Source organism: Telluria aromaticivorans (assembly GCF_013003915.1).
GTDB classification, from domain to species: domain Bacteria; phylum Pseudomonadota; class Gammaproteobacteria; order Burkholderiales; family Burkholderiaceae_D; genus Telluria; species Telluria aromaticivorans.
The window spans coordinates 797340-813793 of record NZ_JABAIV010000002.1 but is presented as its reverse complement, the minus strand read 5'-3'; the positions used below and the strand labels follow the sequence as shown (position 1 = coordinate 813793).

Annotated in this window: 15 protein-coding genes; 8 read left to right on the top strand and 7 right to left on the bottom strand. The window is 64.7% G+C overall.

Annotation, left to right across the window (positions count from 1 at the left end; genetic code table 11):
* Positions 1 to 68: 68 nt before the first annotated feature.
* Positions 69 to 1352 carry a cyanophycinase gene (locus HGB41_RS08975; RefSeq protein ID WP_171083289.1) on the top strand — a complete coding sequence of 428 codons (1284 nt, stop codon included), beginning with the start codon at positions 69 to 71 and terminating at the stop codon, positions 1350 to 1352.
* Here the strand turns inward: HGB41_RS08975 and HGB41_RS08970 are convergent.
* On the bottom strand, positions 1327 to 1653 hold the full coding sequence (locus HGB41_RS08970; protein ID WP_171083287.1) for a DUF6572 domain-containing protein: 327 nt from the start codon (positions 1651 to 1653) through the stop codon (positions 1327 to 1329). The two genes, HGB41_RS08975 and HGB41_RS08970, sit on opposite strands and share 26 nt — an antisense overlap.
* A 120-nt stretch (positions 1654 to 1773) precedes the next feature.
* On the opposite strand from HGB41_RS08970, the gene HGB41_RS08965 reads away from it, so the two are divergent.
* Both HGB41_RS08965 and HGB41_RS08960 read left to right on the top strand, forming a co-directional pair.
* On the top strand, positions 1774 to 3189 hold the full coding sequence (locus HGB41_RS08965) for an IgA Peptidase M64 (RefSeq protein WP_171083285.1): 1416 nt from the start codon (positions 1774 to 1776) through the stop codon (positions 3187 to 3189).
* A 142-nt stretch (positions 3190 to 3331) separates the two neighbouring features.
* Positions 3332 to 3820, top strand: coding sequence for a hypothetical protein (locus HGB41_RS08960; protein WP_171083282.1), 489 nt, complete (start codon positions 3332 to 3334; stop codon positions 3818 to 3820).
* Between the two features lie 270 nt (positions 3821 to 4090).
* Here HGB41_RS08960 and parC read toward each other — a convergent pair whose 3' ends face one another.
* Both parC and HGB41_RS08950 read right to left on the bottom strand, forming a co-directional pair.
* A complete protein-coding gene (gene parC, locus HGB41_RS08955; protein WP_171083280.1) occupies positions 4091 to 6436 on the bottom strand; it encodes a DNA topoisomerase IV subunit A in 2346 nt (781 codons plus the stop codon).
* 206 nt (positions 6437 to 6642) lie between these two features.
* Positions 6643 to 8640 (bottom strand): DNA topoisomerase IV subunit B, encoded by a 1998-nt coding sequence (locus HGB41_RS08950; RefSeq protein ID WP_171083277.1) that lies wholly within the window; start codon positions 8638 to 8640, stop codon positions 6643 to 6645.
* Positions 8641 to 8793: 153 nt separating this feature from the next.
* On the opposite strand from HGB41_RS08950, the gene HGB41_RS08945 reads away from it, so the two are divergent.
* The 3 genes from HGB41_RS08945 to HGB41_RS08935 all read left to right on the top strand — a co-directional run bounded on the left by HGB41_RS08945 (position 8794) and on the right by HGB41_RS08935 (position 11308).
* Positions 8794 to 9618, top strand: a complete 825-nt coding sequence (locus tag HGB41_RS08945; protein ID WP_171083275.1) for a response regulator — start codon at positions 8794 to 8796, stop codon at positions 9616 to 9618.
* Between the two features lie 182 nt (positions 9619 to 9800).
* Entirely contained in the window at positions 9801 to 10802 is a 1002-nt protein-coding gene (locus HGB41_RS08940; RefSeq protein WP_171083273.1) for a gamma-glutamyl-gamma-aminobutyrate hydrolase family protein, read from the top strand.
* Positions 10803 to 10966: 164 nt separating this feature from the next.
* Complete coding sequence (locus HGB41_RS08935) at positions 10967 to 11308, top strand: hypothetical protein (RefSeq protein ID WP_171083271.1); 342 nt, start codon at positions 10967 to 10969, stop codon at positions 11306 to 11308.
* Positions 11309 to 11310: 2 nt separating this feature from the next.
* On the opposite strand, the gene HGB41_RS08930 is transcribed toward HGB41_RS08935, so the two are convergent.
* Positions 11311 to 11988: an ArsR/SmtB family transcription factor gene (locus tag HGB41_RS08930; RefSeq protein ID WP_171083269.1), complete on the bottom strand. Its 678-nt coding sequence runs from the start codon at positions 11986 to 11988 to the stop codon at positions 11311 to 11313.
* A 74-nt stretch (positions 11989 to 12062) separates the two neighbouring features.
* On the opposite strand from HGB41_RS08930, the gene HGB41_RS08925 reads away from it, so the two are divergent.
* Both HGB41_RS08925 and HGB41_RS08920 read left to right on the top strand, forming a co-directional pair.
* Positions 12063 to 12410: an NIPSNAP family protein gene (locus HGB41_RS08925; RefSeq protein WP_171083266.1), complete on the top strand. Its 348-nt coding sequence runs from the start codon at positions 12063 to 12065 to the stop codon at positions 12408 to 12410.
* Positions 12391 to 12735, top strand: coding sequence for an antibiotic biosynthesis monooxygenase family protein (locus HGB41_RS08920; protein ID WP_171083264.1), 345 nt, complete (start codon positions 12391 to 12393; stop codon positions 12733 to 12735). The genes HGB41_RS08925 and HGB41_RS08920 overlap by 20 nt, the downstream gene beginning before the upstream one ends.
* Before the next feature lie 7 nt (positions 12736 to 12742).
* Here the strand turns inward: HGB41_RS08920 and HGB41_RS08915 are convergent, their stop codons facing one another.
* The 3 genes from HGB41_RS08915 to HGB41_RS08905 all read right to left on the bottom strand — a co-directional run bounded on the left by HGB41_RS08915 (position 12743) and on the right by HGB41_RS08905 (position 16453).
* The gene (locus tag HGB41_RS08915) at positions 12743 to 13885 is read right to left on the bottom strand and encodes a YbdK family carboxylate-amine ligase (protein WP_171083262.1); all 1143 of its coding nucleotides are present in this window, start codon (positions 13883 to 13885) and stop codon (positions 12743 to 12745) included.
* Positions 13875 to 15065: a cation:proton antiporter gene (locus HGB41_RS08910; protein WP_171083260.1), complete on the bottom strand. Its 1191-nt coding sequence runs from the start codon at positions 15063 to 15065 to the stop codon at positions 13875 to 13877. The genes HGB41_RS08915 and HGB41_RS08910 overlap by 11 nt, the downstream gene beginning before the upstream one ends.
* 218 nt (positions 15066 to 15283) lie before the next feature.
* Positions 15284 to 16453 carry a vWA domain-containing protein gene (locus HGB41_RS08905; RefSeq protein WP_171083259.1) on the bottom strand — a complete coding sequence of 390 codons (1170 nt, stop codon included), beginning with the start codon at positions 16451 to 16453 and terminating at the stop codon, positions 15284 to 15286.
* Between the last annotated feature and the right edge of the window lies 1 nt (position 16454).

Here is a 16454-nt window from a genome sequence, read left to right as displayed (position 1 = left end):
GCAGTCGCAACACGGCGACACCCTTCTCGAATCAGGCTTAGGATGGTTTCAATCGAGAAGGAAGCTGTATGTTCCAGGCCGCCGTCCATCTTGTCGCCCGTGCACTGCTCGCGATCGCCTTACTGACGAGCCAATCCCTTGGTGCTTCAGAAGCGCCGCAACCCAAGGGCTCGCTCGTCATCATCGGCGGCGCGCTTCGCAGCGATAACGCAGCCGTATGGGAACGCATGGTCCAGCTCGCGGGCGGCAAGGGCGCCCGCATTGCCGTCTTCGCCTCGGCTTCCGCCAATCCCGACAAAGCCGGCAAAGCCCTGGTCGAGCGTTTCAACCACTACGGTGCGAAAGCCTTTTTCGTGCCGGTCGCAACCCACCTTGCCGGTACCGACTACCAGGCCGCCGCCGACGATCCGGCCCTGGCAGCCTCTGTGCGCTCGGCCAGCGGCGCCTTCTTTGCCGGCGGCGACCAGGGCCGCATCACGCGCGCCCTGCGCCGCGCGGACGGCAGCAATACCCGCATGCTCGACGCGCTATGGGAGATGTACCGGCGCGGCGGCCTCATCGCCGGTACCAGTGCCGGCGCCGCCATCATGAGCAGCACCATGTTCGGCCATCCCAAGACGGTGCTGGCCACGCTCAAGCTCGGCCTCGACGACGGCAAGGAAATCACGCCGGGCCTGGGTTTTATCGGCGAAGACGTCTTCATCGACCAGCACCTCTTGGTGCGCGGCCGCTTCGCGCGCATGGTGCCGGCCATGCTCAAGAAGGGATACAAGATCGGCCTCGGCGTCGACGAGAACACCGCGATCGTCGTGGGGCCGAACCGCGAGGTCGAAGTGATCGGCTATCGCGGCGCGCTGCTGGTCGATTTGTCGAAGGCGGTGGCGCAGTACGGGCCGCTCCACGTCAGCAACGTGCGCCTGAGCTACCTGGACAACGGCGACCGTTTCAGCCTCGCCAGCCAGTCGTTCACGCCCTCGCCAGACAAGGCGGAGAACCGCATCGATCCGGCCAAACCCTATTACCGAGAACCACTGTTCTCGGCCGACATCCTCGGCAACAGCACGGTGGTCGACCTGATGGCCCGGCTGATCGACAGCGACCAGCCCGAGGCCATCGGTTTGTCGTTCGACAGCGCGCACGGCATCCAGCCCGACCTGGGGTTCGAATTCAAGCTGACCCGCACGGGCGAGAGTGTCGGCTACATGTCCGCGCTTACCGAGCAGTACTCGGTCTACAAGCTGCGCCTGGATATCCGGCCGATCGTGGTGCAGCGCCCGCTCTACCAGTACCGGCAGGCCGATACCGTGGCGGCATCCGCCTCCGATGCTAGCCGGGCAGATGCCGCCAGGTAAACCCGAAGCCGGCGTCAAGGATGATCTCCTCCGCGCTCCCGAGGAAGCGCAGGGCAATGCTGGTAAGCGGTTCACGGTGCACGAGGGTGATGCGCACACGTCGGCCTGCCGCTTCAGGCCGTGAGGCCAGCAATTCGCCGCTTTCGATGAAGGACAGGTAGCCGTTCAGCTTTTCCTGCAGCGCCATCAAATGCCCGTGGTCGCCTTCCCATGGCAAGTCGTCGGTCATCGTCAGCACGATGTCGCCCGAGCCACCATCGATGCTGATGAAATCGACGACGTGTGGATTCTCGACCGTCATATTCCTCCTGGTCCGGTAGCGCATGCGCGCCATGATCTCGTATCCCGCATTATCCCGGCTTTCGTAAAAACCGCCGCGGGCCGGCAGTACAATGGATGATCTTCCTGTACGAGGGCATCCATGAACCGTTTCGCTTTCCACTTCCTTGCTGCCGCACTGGCGCTGGCCGCCGGCGCAGCCTGTGCAGCCCAGCCGGCCACCGTCCGCGTCGACTACGCCCACAGCGGCAATGCGCTGCAAGACGGCTACGCGCTGGAGCGCGTCGTCATCGAACCGCTGCCATGGCCAGGCAGTACCGCGCGCAATATCGACGCGACCGACCGCGGCCAGAACCGGGTCGAGGTGGTGGACGCGAAGACCGGCGACCTGCTGTACTCGCGCGGCTTCTCGACCATCTTCGGCGAATGGCGCACGACGGAAGAGGCAAACAAGATCAGCCGCAGCTTCCAGGAATCGGTGCGCTTCCCCAAACCCGACCGCCCGGTGCGCGTGCGCATCCTCAAGCGCGACGAGCGCAACCAGTTCTCGGTCGCCTGGAGCGTCGACGTCGACACTGACGCGCAAGAGGTCGTGAAGAAGCAGCCTGCTGCGCCGGCGACACCGATCGCGATCCACACCAGCGGCCCCTCGGCCGACAAGGTCGACCTCCTGATCATGGGTGACGGCTACACGGCTGGCGACATGAAGAAATTCGAGCTCGATGCGCGCCGTCTCACCAAACACCTGTTCTCGGTCTCGCCCTTCCGCGAACGCGCCACCAGCTTCAATGTCTGGGCACTGGCGGTGCCGACCAGCGAGTCGGGCATCAGCCGCCCCTCCACCGGCGTGCACCGTGCCTCCCCGTTGGGCACGCGCTACGACATCTTCGGCAGCGAGCGCTATGTGCTCACCCTGGATAACCGCGCGCTGCGCGACATCGCCCAGCACGCGCCTTATGAATTCATCGAGATCCTGGTGAACAACGAGACGTATGGCGGCGGCGGCATCTTTGGCCAGTTCAGCACCGTGGCTGCCGGCAACGAATGGGCAAATTACCTGTTCGTGCACGAATTCGGCCACCATTTCGCGGGCCTGGCCGACGAGTACTACACCTCGCCGGTCGCCTATGCGGCTGCAAGCACGCGCATGGAACCTTGGGAGCCGAACGTCACGGCGCTGCGCGACCCGGCCAGCGTCAAATGGAAGCGCCACGTGAAAACCGGCACGCCGCTGCCGACCGCCTGGCCCAAGGCCGAATACGAGGAAGCCTCGCGCGCCTACCAGAAGAAGCGCGCAGCCCTGCGTGCGGCCAATCGGCCCGAGTCCGAGATGAATGCACTGTTCCGCGAAGACCTGCGCGCCACCCAGGCGCTGTTCGCGGGCAAGCCGCACCGCCACGCGGTCGGCGCCTTCGAAGGCGCGAACTACGAAGCCAGCGGCTACTACCGTCCGGCCATGCAATGCCTGATGTTCGACCGCAGCGAGGCGTTCTGCCCGGTGTGCCAGGACGGCATCACCGACATCATCGACCTGTATGCGGGGCCAGCTCGACAGTAAAGTTTGCTTACAACTTGGACGGGGCTAAGTGGGCTGGGCAACAGACCCAGACGTGGCGAATGCGTATTCTGAACTCATCAGCACAGAAAAACGATTTCGCAGACGAACTGATCTGCTTATAGAACCACTGAAAGGATCCACCATGAACAAACTGATCGCCACCCTCATCGCCGGCCTGTTCGCTACCGCAGCCACCGCCCAGGTCACCACCACCGCCCCTGCCACCAAGGCCGTCGTCAAAGCCGAAGCGGGCGCCGAGAAGGACATCGCCAAGGCGGAGTCGAAGGAAATGAAGGTCGCCACCAAGGCGGACGAGAAAGTGAACAAGGCAGCTGCCAACGCCAACGAGAAGAAGTCCAAGGCCCACGCCGATGCAGTCGAGAAGCAGGCCGACGTGGCCGAGAAGATCGCTGAAGCCGATCCGGAAGACCGTGCCAAGGCAGTCGCCAAGGGCCAGGAAAAGATGGCCGATGCCAACCTGAAGGCCAGCAAGAAAATGATCAAGGCCGACGAAAAGCTGCTCAAGACCCAGGTCGAGGCAGCAGCCGACAAGGCAACTGCTGCAGCCAAGACCGAACAGGTCCGCGCGGAAGCGACTGCCGAAGTGCACAAGGCGGCTGCGAAGCACTAAGTACTGCTGTTTGAATGAGAACGCCGGCTTGCGAGCCGGCGTTTTTGTTTGCTGGTGCTACTGGGTTGCTGCGGACTTGGGTTCCCGCCTTCGCGGGAAGTCATTTCCGCCAGTGGCGGGAATGACGGTCTCTGAGCTAATGGCACAAACGCTACAAGGGTTAGCTTAAGCACGTCGTTCCCGCGCAGGCGGGAACCTAATTTTAGCGAACACCCGGATGCTACCGTCAGTGACACGAAAAAAAACGCCGGTATCCAGCCGGCGCTTCATTTACACGGCCTTCGCCGCTTCCCCTTCCGTCATCCGCATCGCCAAATCCTGCGCTTTGAGCTTGGCCGACAGTGGCTTGCCCTTGCGCGCCCGCTTGCCGAAGTGCGGCTCCAGGCCGGAAGCGAACAGCTCCACCGTGCGCGGTTTCGAGCCGGCCCAGGTGCCGATGACGTTGACGCCTTTCTGGTTGATCGGCTGCGCCGCCAGCAGGGTTTCCTTCGGATCGAGCTCCATCAGGATCACGCCGCGGCCGCCATTGGTCAGCACCTTCATCTCGTCGATGCCGAATACCAGCACGCGGCCCTTTTCGGACAGGCAGGCGATGGCGCCGGTGGCATCGGGCACGACCCGCGGCGGCAGCGGTACGGCGCCGTCATCTAACGTAATGAAGGACTTGCCCCCCTTCAGGCGGCTGACCATGTCGCCCGCCTTGGCGATGAAGCCGAAGCCGTTCGACGAGGCCAGCAGCAGGCGCGTATCCGGCGTGCCCGCAAAATAGTGCAGGATACGTACGCCGCCCGACAGATCGACCAGGGTCGTGATCGGCACGCCGTCGCCGCGCGCGCCAGGCAGTGCTGCCACCGGCACCGAATACGCCTTGCCGTTGCTGCCGATGCCCAGCAGCGAGTCGACGGTGCGGCACTCGAAGGCCTTGTACAGCGAGTCGCCGGCCTTGAAGGTGAACTGCGCCGGGTCGTGGCCGATACCGGTGCGCGCGCGCACCCAGCCTTTTTCCGACACGATCACCGTCACCGGTTCGTCGATGATCTTCTGCTCGGCCACCGCGCGTTCGGCTTCTTCGATCAGCGTGCGGCGGTCGTCGCCATACTGTTTCGCATCCGCTTCGATCTCGCGGATGATCAGGCGCTTCATGGTCGACGGGTTCTCGAGGATGTCTTCGAGCTTTTCCTTGTCAAGGCGCAGCTCGGCCAGCTCCTGCTGGATCTTGATCGCTTCCAGGCGCGCCAGCTGGCGCAGGCGGATCTCGAGGATGTCCTCGGCCTGGCGGTCGCTCAAAGCGAATTCCTCGATCAGCGCAGCCTTCGGTTCATCCGAATTGCGGATGATCGCGATCACCTTGTCGATGTTCAGCAGGACGATCTCGCGGCCTTCCAGGATATGGATGCGGTCGTTGACCTTGCCCAGCTTGAATTCGGTCCGGCGGCGCACGGTGACGAAGCGGAAGTCGATCCATTCCTGCAGGATGTCCGTCAGGCCCTTCTGGCGCGGGCGGCCATCGCCGCCGATCATCACCAGGTTCATCGGGCTCGAGGTCTCCAGCGAGGTATGCGCGAGCAGCATCAGCATGAACTCGTTCTGGTCCTGGTTCTTTGACTTCGGCTCGAACACCAGGCGCACCGCCGCTTCACGGCCGGATTCGTCGCGCACCGTGTCGAGCGCGCCGAGGATGGTCTGCTTCAGCGCCAGCTGGTCGGGCAGCAGCGTCTTCTTGCCCATCTTGATCTTCGGGTTGGTCAGCTCCTCGATCTCTTCCAGCACGCGCTGGCTTGACGTACCCGGCGGCAGTTCGGTGACCACCGCCTGCCACTGGCCACGCGCCAGTTCTTCGATCTTCCAGCGCGCGCGCACCTTCATCGAGCCGCGGCCGGTGGCATACATGTCGGCCACGGTCGAAGCCGGGGTGATGATCTGGCCGCCGCCCGGGAAGTCCGGACCCGGCATCAGCGCCATCAGTTCGGCATGCGACATCTTCGGGTTGCGGATCAGGGCGACTGCCGCCAGCGCCACTTCGCGCAGGTTGTGCGAAGGGATCTCGGTGGCCATGCCGACCGCGATGCCCGAGGCGCCGTTGAGCAGCACCATCGGCAGGCGTGCCGGCAGCTGGCGCGGTTCGGTGAAGGAGCCGTCGTAGTTCGGCTGGAAGTCGACCGTGCCCATGTCGAGTTCATCGAGCAGCAGGCGCGATACTGGCGTCAGGCGCGCTTCGGTGTAGCGCATCGCCGCGGCGCCGTCGCCGTCGCGCGAGCCGAAATTGCCCTGGCCGTCGATCAGCGGGTAGCGCAGTGAGAAGTCCTGCGCCATGCGCACCAGCGCGTCGTACACCGACTGGTCGCCGTGCGGGTGGAGCTTACCCAGCACATCGCCGACCACGGTCGCGGATTTACGCGGCTTGGCGGTATGGCCCAGGCCCAGCTCGTGCATCGAGTACATGATGCGGCGCTGGACCGGCTTCTGGCCGTCGGCAACGTCCGGCAGCGCGCGGCCCTTGACCACCGAGACGGCGTAGTCGAGGTAGGCGCGCTCGGCGAAGGTGGAGAGGGTGAGCGTTTCGACGTCGTCGGCCGGCTCGTTTTGTTGTTCGAAGAGGTTTGCTTGCGTCGTCATGATTGCGTGTTCAATTCTTTGCGGGTGCTGGTGGCGGCAGTGCGAAATTAGGTTCCGGCCTTCGCCGGAACGACGGTTTTTAAACTAACGATGGAATCTCGTTCCGGTGTTTCTGCGTTAGCAGTAGCCCGTCGTCCCGGCGCAGGCCGGAACAATGCCACTGGCATTGTTACGCCCAAGTGAAGCGTGCGTGACGCCAGCGTCACTTAAATATCCGCCTCAGTTTCATTCCCATGTTCCTCGAGCCAGGCCCTGCGCGCCGCAGCTTCGCCTTTGCCCATCAGCATATTGAAGCGCGAAGCCGATTCGGCCAGGTTGAACTGGCCGAAGGAAACCGGCAGCAGGCGGCGGGTGTCGGGATTCATGGTGGTTTCCCACAGCTGTTCGGCGTTCATCTCGCCCAGGCCCTTGAAGCGCGAGATGCTCCACGCGCCTTCCTTCATGCCTTCTTTCTTCAGCTTGTCCTCGATCGCCAGCAGTTCGCCGTCGTCGAGCGCATACACCTTCTGCAGCGGCTTCTTGCCGCGTGCCGGTACATCGACGCGGAACAAAGGTGGACGCGCAACGCAGATGTGGCCATTGCGGAACAGGGCAGGGAAGTGCTTGAAGAACAGCGTCAGCAGCAGCACCTGGATGTGCGAGCCGTCCACGTCGGCATCGGACAGGATGCAGATCTTCCCGTAGCGCAGGCCGCTCAGGTCCGGGTTGTCGTCCGAACCGTGCGGGTCGACGCCGATGGCGACTGCGATGTCATGGATCTCGTTGTTCGCGAACAGGCGGTCGCGGTCGGTCTCCCAGGAGTTCAGCACCTTGCCGCGCAGCGGCAGGATGGCCTGGAATTCCTTGTCGCGGCCCATCTTGGCCGATCCGCCGGCCGAGTCGCCCTCGACCAGGAACAATTCGTTGCGGGTCAGGTCGGTCGATTCGCAGTCGGTCAGCTTGCCCGGCAAGACCGCCACGCCGGACGATTTCTTCTTCTCGACCTTTTGCAGCGAACGTAGGCGGGACTGGGCCTGCTTGATGACGAGTTCGGCCAGCTTCTTGCCGTATTCGACGTGCTGGTTCAGCCACAGCTCGAGCGGTGGCCGGGTAAAGAAGGAGACGAGCTTGACCGCGTCGCGCGAGTTCAGGCGTTCCTTGGTCTGGCCCTGGAATTGCGGGTCGAGCACCTTGGCCGACAGCACGAAGGAGACGCGTGCGAACACGTCTTCCGGCAGCAGCTTGACGCCTTTCGGCAGCAGCGAGTGCATCTCGACAAAGCTCTTGACCGCGCCGAACAGGCCGTCGCGCAGGCCGGATTCGTGGGTGCCGCCGCTGACCGTCGGGATCAGGTTGACATAGGATTCGCGCACCACCGAGCCTTCTTCGGTCCAGGCCACGACCCAGGCCGCGCCTTCGCCTTCGGCAAAGCCTTCGTCGCCGCTTGGTGCGTACTGCGCGCCTTCGAACAGCGGGATCACGGTCTGGCCGCCCGAACCCTGGGCCAGGGCCTCGGTCAGGTAGCCGCGCAGGCCTTCGTCGTAGCGCCAGGTCTGGACGTCGCCGGTCTTCTGGTTGGTGAGCGTGACTGTCACTCCCGGCAGCAGCACGGCTTTCGAGCGCAGCAGGCGCTGCATTTCGCTGAAGGGGATATTCGGCGAATCAAAATACTTCGGGTCGGGCCAGGCGGTGACGCGGGTACCGTTCTTCTTGCCGCCACGCTCAGCCGGACGCGAGGTGAGCGGTTCGATCACGTCGCCGGCGGAGAAGGCCAGCTCGTGCACGCCGTTGCCGTTTTCTTCCTTGCGCCAGACAGTGATCTCGAGGCGCGTCGACAGCGCATTGGTGACAGACACGCCGACACCGTGCAGGCCGCCCGAGAACGCATAGGCGCCGCCCGAGCCCTTGTCGAACTTGCCGCCCGCGTGCAGGCGCGTGAACACGATTTCCACGGTCGGCACGTTTTCTTCCGGATGCAGTCCAACCGGGATGCCGCGGCCGTCGTCATCGACCGTGATCGAGCCGTCCGTGTTCATGGTCACGGCGATGTTATTGCAGTGTCCGCCCAAGGCCTCGTCGGAGGCATTGTCGATCACTTCCTGGATGATGTGCAGCGGGTTTTCGGTGCGGGTGTACATGCCCGGACGCTGCTTGACGGGCTCGAGTCCCTTGAGGACGCGGATGGATGATTCGCTGTAGTCGGATGCGGGTTTCTTGGAAGCCATGCTTATTTTCTTAAATTAATGCTTGCGCATTCTATCTTGTCGACCGGGAAAAAATTAAGCTTTTATAGATATCAAACGTGCTTGTTCGTTCGTACCTTTGTGCTAGATTAAGACGACAAACCCGGAAGTGCCCCAGGAAAGGCTGGAAAAGCGATGAACGCACCCAGATACCCATTCACCGTCCGACTCGTTGGGTTTGCGCCTGCTGAATGCGCACAGCTGGAAAACCTGCTGGCGCAAGCCCCACGCACGGGGCCGGCTTATTTCTGCCTGCACGACGACAGTTTGCAGGAGCCCGACCTGTACATCGCCGCCGGCGACAGCCCGGCGGCACTGGCCCGGCTGCGCTGCCTGCCGCCTGGCGCCCTGCAGCCGACGCTCGTCATCGGCGGCCACGGCGCCAGTTGCCACCGTACCCTAACGCGCCCGGTCGATGCCGTCCATCTCTACGATGCCCTGGCCGAGTTGCTCGATGCACGCGTGCAGGCGCTGGCCGCCCGCCGGGCGCGCGGCGAAAGCAGCTTGCCGGAGCGGCGACGAAGGCCGAGGCTGGGGCCGGATACCGAGGCCCCGGCCCATTACGCCAGCATGCGCCACGGACCGCACGATGGCGCCGTACTCATCATCGACAAGGGCGGTGCTTTCCGCGACCATGTGGCGCAGGTAGTGGGCACCCAGGGGCGGCCGGTCGAATGGACCGACAGCGGCAGGGCAGCCGTGCGCCTGTGCGATGAAACACCGGTGTCGCTGGTGATGATCAATACCGCGGCGCCCGGCATCGAGCCCTACGAATTGTGCAGCAAGATCAAGGCCCAGGATGGCGCGAGCCGCACCGCCGTCCTCTTTTTAGTTGGACCATCTTTCAGGTACGACAGCAACCGTGCCCGCGATGCAGGGGTGCGCGGCCTGCTCGACAAACCGGTGGCCGACCGCCACATCGTGGCGACCTTCCAGAAGCTGCTGTCCCTGCCCGCCTGAAAACTACTGTAATTGCATACAGTATTAACCGAAAAACGAAATCGTGCAAGCTGGCGTTGTACGCTTGCGATGATGTGCATGCCGGCGTGGCCGGCGAGCCGCAGTGCCGGCGCAGTGTCAGTATCGGGATTTTGTAACAACTTCGGATCGTGCGCGGCCATGGCAACGTTATATTGACTGTCATGGCGGAAGACGAACAGAAACCTCCCGAAGAAGTCCCCGGTCCCCCGGTCGAAACGCGCCTGAAAAGCCCGATCCGGGTGCCGGACCGGCGTGGCACGCGTGGACCGTCCGAACCCGGCGCCGCCCGCTACCAGCGCGACGGCGACACGCCCTTTGCGCTGGCCGGACGGGTGCTGAGCTCGCGCTGGCGCGCCATGCGCGAGCGCTTCAGCCGCGACTTCATGCACCGGACCCTCCATATCGGGGTGTCGGCGCGCATCTTCCACCCTGAAGCCGGCGCCAAAGGCCTGCTCAGCAAGAATCTCCAGTATCTCGAAGAATCGATCGCCCAGTGGGTGATGTCGCGCGATGTGCTGGTGTTCATGATCCCTACGGTGAACACCAACGGGCTGCTCCACCCCAGCAACATCACCCTGCGCCATTACGCGCGCCACCTCGACGGGCTGGTGCTGCAGGGCGGGGCGGACGTGGCGCCGCAGACGTATTCCGAAGTGCCGACCAGGCCCGAATGGAGCGGCGACCGCGCGCGCGACGTGTACGAACTCGAACTGCTGCATGAATTCGTCGACGCCGGCAAACCGGTACTGGGCGTATGCCGCGGTTGCCAGCTGATCAATGTTGCCTTCGGCGGCACGCTCTACCAGGACGTCGCCACCAATGTCCCCGAGGCGCTGGCCCACGTGCACGATTTATATGACGCCCACCGCCACGCGGTGCGTTTCCCGCCGGGCTCCTCGCTGGGCCGCATGTTCAGCGGCGTGCAGCGGCCGATCGTCAATTCGATCCACCACCAGGCCGTCAAGGAACTGGGCCGCGACATCCGGGTGGAAGCCTATTCCGACCCGGACGGCATTGTCGAGGCAATCCGCTACCAGCGCGCCGATTTCGTCATGGGCCTGCAATGGCATCCGGAATTCCACCGGGCCGGCGGCACCGAGCTGCTCGACTGCACGCCGGTGCTGGACGAATTCCTGCGCGCCGCGCGCGAGACCCGGCTCTAGGCTCCAGGCTCCAGGCTTTAAGCTTCTGGGCGCTGCCTCGCGCCGGCGGCATCCTGCTTGCTCCATGTCCTGCGGAAAACGCTTGCATTCACCCCTTGAGCGATCAATAATAAATGAGAATCATTCGCATTCATTGGATCGAACGAGCTTGAGGAGAGGCGTGCATGAATAGTCCGTTTGCAGACCCCGCAGTGAGTTCGCAGGAAGCGCGCAGCCAGGACGTGGTGCTGGTGGCGTCGCTGCTGCACCTGATGTCGCACTACACCGCGCGCGGCGACGGCGAGCAGCCCTGCGTGAAGCTGGCTTCGGTGATCGAGCGCCACCTGTCCGCACTGTCGCGTCTGCCGGACATCGATCCGGTGCTGCGGGCCACCTGCGAGCAGCTGGCGGACCGCTGGGCGGGACTGGTCGATGAACAACTGCCGCAGCCGCAGCGCGCCAGGCAGCCCTTGCTGGCGCGCTTCATGAAAGGAGCATGGAGCGGGAAGGTGGCTGCCGTCGGCTGATGTCAGCCCAGCCAGGTACGCAACGCCGCTTCCCCGGCGGGGCTGAATGCCAGCACGCGTGATTCCGGCACGCGCCTGGCCCATCCCAGGCCTTCGAAGCGGCCTAGCAGCGTGGCGCCAAGCATGCCGGCAAGATGGTGGCGGCGCTCGCTCCAGTCGAGGCAAGTGCGACAGAACGGACGGCGTCCGCCGGCGCCGGCAGCACCCTCGATGCCCAGTTCCGCGACCAGGGCCGCGCCCTGCGGCGTGAGGGCGATTCCTTCCGGTCCCAGGGCGAATGCGCCGCGCTCCACCAACCTGTCGTACACCAGCACCCCGAGTTCACCGGCCAGGTGGTCGTAGCAGACACGCGCCTTGCGCAGGGCCGGTTCGCGTGGGCCGGTGCGACGCTGCGGCATATCGGCGCCGCTTGCTGCACCCATCAGGGTCTCCAGCATCCCGGCTACCTCGGCGTCGGCGATGCGGAAGTAGCGGTGGCGGCCCTGCGGGTCGACCGCGAGCAGCCCTGCATCGACCAGGCGCGCCAGGTGCGAGCTGATGGTCTGGCGCGTGACGCTGGCCGCATCGGCCAGCTCCGTCGCCGTGAGGGCCTTGCCGGCCATGAGCACCGTCAGCACCTGGGCGCGCGCATGGTCGCCGATCAGCGCGGCGATGGTGGTGATGTTCGGTCCGTCGGTCATGCTTCGATCTTAGCCGAAGCGTTCGCCGGCAGGAAGGCCTAGAGTGGCTGCTCCCGACCAGACAAGGAGCACGCATGGCCATCACCTGTTTCATCCGCTACCGTATCGACCCCTTCCAACGCGAGGGCTTCCGGCGCTACGCCGAAAACTGGGGCCGCATCATCCCGCGCTGCGGCGGGAACCTGATTGGCTACTTCCTGCCGCACGAAGGCACGAATGACGAAGCCTGGGGACTGGTCTCCTTCGACAGCCTGGCCGCCTATGAGGCTTACCGGACGCGCCTGAAGCTGGATGACGAGGCGCGCGCCAACTTCGCGCTGGCCCAGGAACAGCGCTTCATCCTGCGCGAGGAGCGCAGCTTTACCGAAGTCGTCGACGGCACCCTGCAGCGCGAGGCCATCCATGATCGCCGTGATCTTTGAGGTCGAGCCGGAGCCGGCGCACCGGCAGGAATATCTTGACCTCGCGGCCGGCCTGCGCGCGCAGCTGGAAGCCATAGACGGCTTCGTGTCGGTGGAGCGTTTCGAGTCGTTGTCGCAGCCGGGCCGCATCCTGTCGCTGTCGTTCTGGCGCGACGAAGATGCGGTAGCGCGCTGGCGCCAGCTGGAGTCGCACCGGATGGCGCAGGCGCGCGGACGGGCCGGTGTGTTTCGCGGCTATCGGCTGCGGGTAGCCGAGGTCGTGCGCGACTATGGTTTGCACGAACGTGCCGAGGCGCCCGCCGACGCCCGCGTCGCGCACGGGTAACAAGCCCTCAGCCGCGCTGCCAGCGCATCCGCCGGTCGCCGCGGAAGCGCTGAATCGCCGCCTGCACCATCCCCTCGACGCTGCCCTCCAACGCGAACACGTGGCGCAGCTGCGCCGCATCGCTGCCGCCGTGCGCGGCCGAGGCCAGGTGCTGCAGCGCCTCGACGCTGCCCAGCGCCTCCGCATGCGGCATCATCTTTTCCAGCGTGGCCAGGATGTCGTCGCGCATCGGCACCGTTTCATAGGTCTTCGGATGCGTGAGCGAGCCCTCCATGCCGAAGCGGCAGGCCTGGAAGCGGTTGTAGTTATAGACAAGGTAATCGTCTTCGCTGGGCGCTTCTTCGGGGCGCGTGAGCAGGTAGCGGCACAGCGCCTGCAGGTAGGCGGCGATGGCCGCGGCACGTTCCACTGTCAGCGGCGTGTCGCAGACGCGCAGCTCGATTGTGCCGAATTCGGGTTTCGGCCGCAGGTCCCAGTAAAAGTCCTTCATGCTCTTGATGATGTTGGTGCGTTCCATCTTGGCGAAATAGACCTCGGTGAACTCCTGCCAGGTCTGGACAAAGGGCGCACGCCCGCTCATCGGGAAGGCGAATACGGAATTCAGGCGCGCCGAATCGAAACCGCTGTCATGACCCTGCACGAAGGGCGACGAGCTTGATAAGGCGATGAAATGCGGCAGGTAGCGGTTCAGTGCATGCAGCAGGTAGAGCGCATCGTCGCCGTTGGCGCAGCCGATGTGCACGTGCTGCCCGAATACCGTGAACTGCTTGGCCAGGTAGCCGTACAGCTGCGACAGGTATTCGTAGCGCGGCCGGCTTGAAATCTTCTGTTCCGACCAGTGCTGGAACGGGTGGGTGCCGCCGCCGGCTATGCCGATATTGAGCACGTCGCTGGCCGCCACCAGCGTGTCGCGGATATCGCGCAACTCGGCCAGCAGCGGCGCATAAGCCGTGTGCACGTTCGAATTAATCTCGATCATGCTCTCGGTGATCTCGGGCGTCACGTTGCCGGGGAAGGGCTTGCGCTTTAGCAGGTGCAGCAGGTCGGGGCTGGCCGCCGTCAGGTCGAAATCCGACAGGCTGACCAGCTGCAGTTCCAGCTCGACCCCGAAGGTGAGCGGCTGGGATGAGGTAAACGCTTCAAGCGGCATCGGGATGCTCCGGGGCTTCGTGGGCCCAGACCAGGGCGCGCTGGATGATCACGGGGCCGAACACTTCCAGCAGCATGGTCACGGCCGCCATCGCGCGCAATTCCTCGACCACGTGCACGCCGGCCTGGCGCGCATGCTCGATCAGCAGGATCACGAACACCGACAGCGGCGCCAGGCCCACGCCGGTGAGCGCGCCCTTGCGCCACGAGATGCCGGACAAATGCGCGAAGGCGGTCACCCCGGCGGTCTTGGTCACCAGGCGCGCGAACACCACGACCACCGCCAGCGCGCTGCCGGCGGCGATCTGGCGCCAGTCGAGCGTGGACGCGGCGAACACGAACAGCAGCACCGTCAGCAGTTCGCCCAGCGCCCCGAAATTGCGCTGCGCCGCGCTGAAAGCGACGCGCCGGTGCCGCGCCGTCAGGCCGAAGGCCAGCGCGGCGATATAGGGCGACAGCGCGCCGGCATCGCAGATCGCCACCAGCAGCAACACGGCGATCGCGAAGGCCACGGTCGCATCCTGGCGCGGGTTGTGGATCGCGCGCAGCAGGGCCGGCACCACTACGCCGAACACCGCGCCCAGCAGCACCGACCCGGCCAGCATCACGAGGCTCTGCCACAGCGCTTCGCCCACCGCGTCGAAGGTGCGGAAGATCCAGAAGCCGATGATGACGTTGAAGGCAAACACCGCGAGCACGCAGTTCAGCGCCGTCAGGTGCAGCACGCGCTCGGTCACCTGGCCCGAGCTGCGCTGCTCGTTGATGACGCGGACCACGGTGGCTGGCGAGGTGCCCATCGACAGCGCCGCCATCATCAGCGCGATCAGCTGCGGGCTGCCGAAGGCGATGGCGACCAGGTAGACCACGGCGAAGGTGAGCAGGGATTCGGTGAGCCCGGCCACGCCCAGCCACGGGTTGGCATGCAGCCAGCGCAGGTTGATGCGGTAGCCGAGTTCGAACAGGATCAGGCCGAAGGCGATGTCGGCCAGCAGCGCGACCGGTCCGCTGTCCGGCGGCGGCAGGATGCCGATTTGCGGGCCGGCCAGCGCGAAGCCGACCAGGCCATAGAAGCTGATGCGCGGCAGGCCGGTCCAGCGCTGGCCGAACTCGCCGGCCAGCCAGGCGATGGCGATGGCGATGGGCCATGCGAGGCTGGTCAGGATGGGCAGCAGGTCGGGCATGGTTCCTCTCTGGACGGGCAGGCGGAGCAGCTGTACATCGTAGGGTGGGCGGGTTTCCCGCCCACGCGTTCAACCAGCGTTTGCACGGACGATGTACGACCTTGTTTGCGCAAACGATCACCGCGTGGGCGGCACAGCCGCCCACCTTACGAGTTGTTGGCAATTCTACAAGAGAGGGGAGCGCGCACGATTGACGGGCGCGTGGTGCAGGAACAGACCTATTTGCTCAACAACCGCATCGCCCGTTCGAGCCCCTCGAGCGTAATCGGGAACATGCGGTTGTTCATGATTTGCCGGATGACGGAAATCGACTGGCGGTACTGCCACAGGTTCTCGGGCTCCGGATTGAGCCAGGCGAATTTGGGGAAGGCATTGGTGAAGCGCGCCAGCCAGGCCGCGCCGGCTTCCTCGTTGTTGTATTCGACCGAGCCGCCGGGAGCCAGCACCTCGTAGGGACTCATGGTGGCGTCTCCGACGAAAATGACGCGGGTATCGTTTGGATACTTGCGCAGCACGTCCCAGGTCGGGAAGCGCTCGCTGTGGCGGCGCCGGTTGTTCTTCCACAGGTAGTCGTAGACGCAGTTGTGGAAGTAGTAGAACTCCATGTTCTTGAATTCGCTTTTCGCCGCCGAGAACAGCTCTTCGGCGCGTTCGATGTGGTCGTCCATCGAGCCGCCGACATCTAACAGCATCACCACCTTGATGCGATTCTTGCGCTCGGGCTGCATGCGGATGTCGAGCCAGCCGGCATTGCTGGCCGTCGCCCGGATGGTGTCGTCCAGCGCCAGTTCGTCGGCGGCCCCGCTGCGCGCGAAGCGGCGCAGGCGGCGCAGCGCGACCTTGAGGTTGCGGGTGCCGAGTTCGCGCTCGTCGTCGTAGTCGCGGTAGCTGCGCTGCTCCCACACCTTGACTGCCGTGCGGTTGCGGCTTTGCCCGCCGATGCGGATGCCTTCCGGGTTGGTGCCGCCATTGCCGAAAGGCGAAGTGCCGCCGGTGCCGATCCACTTGCTGCCGCCTTCGTGGCGGCCGTGCTGTTCTTTCAGCAGTTCTTCCAGGCGCTGCTGCAGCTTGTCGTAGCCGAGCTTTTCCAGCGCCGCCTTCTGTTCGGGCGTGAGCTCGCGCTCGAAGCGCTTGAGCAGCCAGTCGAGCGGGATCTCGGCCTTGGTGTCGAACACCGCGGCGACACCCTTGAAATACGCGCCGAAGGCACGGTCGAACTTGTCGAAATGGGCTTCGTCCTTCACCAGCGTCAGGCGCGCCAGGTAATAGAACTCATCCAGCGAAGGCGCGATCACGCCGCGCTGCAAGGCTTCCAGCAGCGTCAGGAATTCCTTGATCGAGACCGGGACCTTGGCGTCGCGCAGCGTGTAGAAGAAATCGATCAGCATG

What these genes read in the sequence shown, in the direction of transcription:
- HGB41_RS08930 (WP_171083269.1), bottom strand. Translation starts at nt 11,988, where the DNA reads ATGACCGACGGACCGAACATCACCACCATCGCCGCGCTGATCGGCGAC.
- HGB41_RS08975 (WP_171083289.1), top strand. Translation starts at nt 69, where the DNA reads ATGTTCCAGGCCGCCGTCCATCTTGTCGCCCGTGCACTGCTCGCGATC.
- HGB41_RS08905 (WP_171083259.1), bottom strand. Translation starts at nt 16,453, where the DNA reads ATGCTGATCGATTTCTTCTACACGCTGCGCGACGCCAAGGTCCCGGTC.
- HGB41_RS08935 (WP_171083271.1), top strand. Translation starts at nt 10,967, where the DNA reads ATGAATAGTCCGTTTGCAGACCCCGCAGTGAGTTCGCAGGAAGCGCGC.
- HGB41_RS08970 (WP_171083287.1), bottom strand. Translation starts at nt 1,653, where the DNA reads ATGACGGTCGAGAATCCACACGTCGTCGATTTCATCAGCATCGATGGT.
- HGB41_RS08945 (WP_171083275.1), top strand. Translation starts at nt 8,794, where the DNA reads ATGAACGCACCCAGATACCCATTCACCGTCCGACTCGTTGGGTTTGCG.
- HGB41_RS08950 (WP_171083277.1), bottom strand. Translation starts at nt 8,640, where the DNA reads ATGGCTTCCAAGAAACCCGCATCCGACTACAGCGAATCATCCATCCGC.
- HGB41_RS08925 (WP_171083266.1), top strand. Translation starts at nt 12,063, where the DNA reads ATGGCCATCACCTGTTTCATCCGCTACCGTATCGACCCCTTCCAACGC.
- HGB41_RS08940 (WP_171083273.1), top strand. Translation starts at nt 9,801, where the DNA reads ATGGCGGAAGACGAACAGAAACCTCCCGAAGAAGTCCCCGGTCCCCCG.
- HGB41_RS08960 (WP_171083282.1), top strand. Translation starts at nt 3,332, where the DNA reads ATGAACAAACTGATCGCCACCCTCATCGCCGGCCTGTTCGCTACCGCA.
- parC (WP_171083280.1), bottom strand. Translation starts at nt 6,436, where the DNA reads ATGACGACGCAAGCAAACCTCTTCGAACAACAAAACGAGCCGGCCGAC.
- HGB41_RS08965 (WP_171083285.1), top strand. Translation starts at nt 1,774, where the DNA reads ATGAACCGTTTCGCTTTCCACTTCCTTGCTGCCGCACTGGCGCTGGCC.
- HGB41_RS08910 (WP_171083260.1), bottom strand. Translation starts at nt 15,065, where the DNA reads ATGCCCGACCTGCTGCCCATCCTGACCAGCCTCGCATGGCCCATCGCC.
- HGB41_RS08915 (WP_171083262.1), bottom strand. Translation starts at nt 13,885, where the DNA reads ATGCCGCTTGAAGCGTTTACCTCATCCCAGCCGCTCACCTTCGGGGTC.
- HGB41_RS08920 (WP_171083264.1), top strand. Translation starts at nt 12,391, where the DNA reads ATGATCGCCGTGATCTTTGAGGTCGAGCCGGAGCCGGCGCACCGGCAG.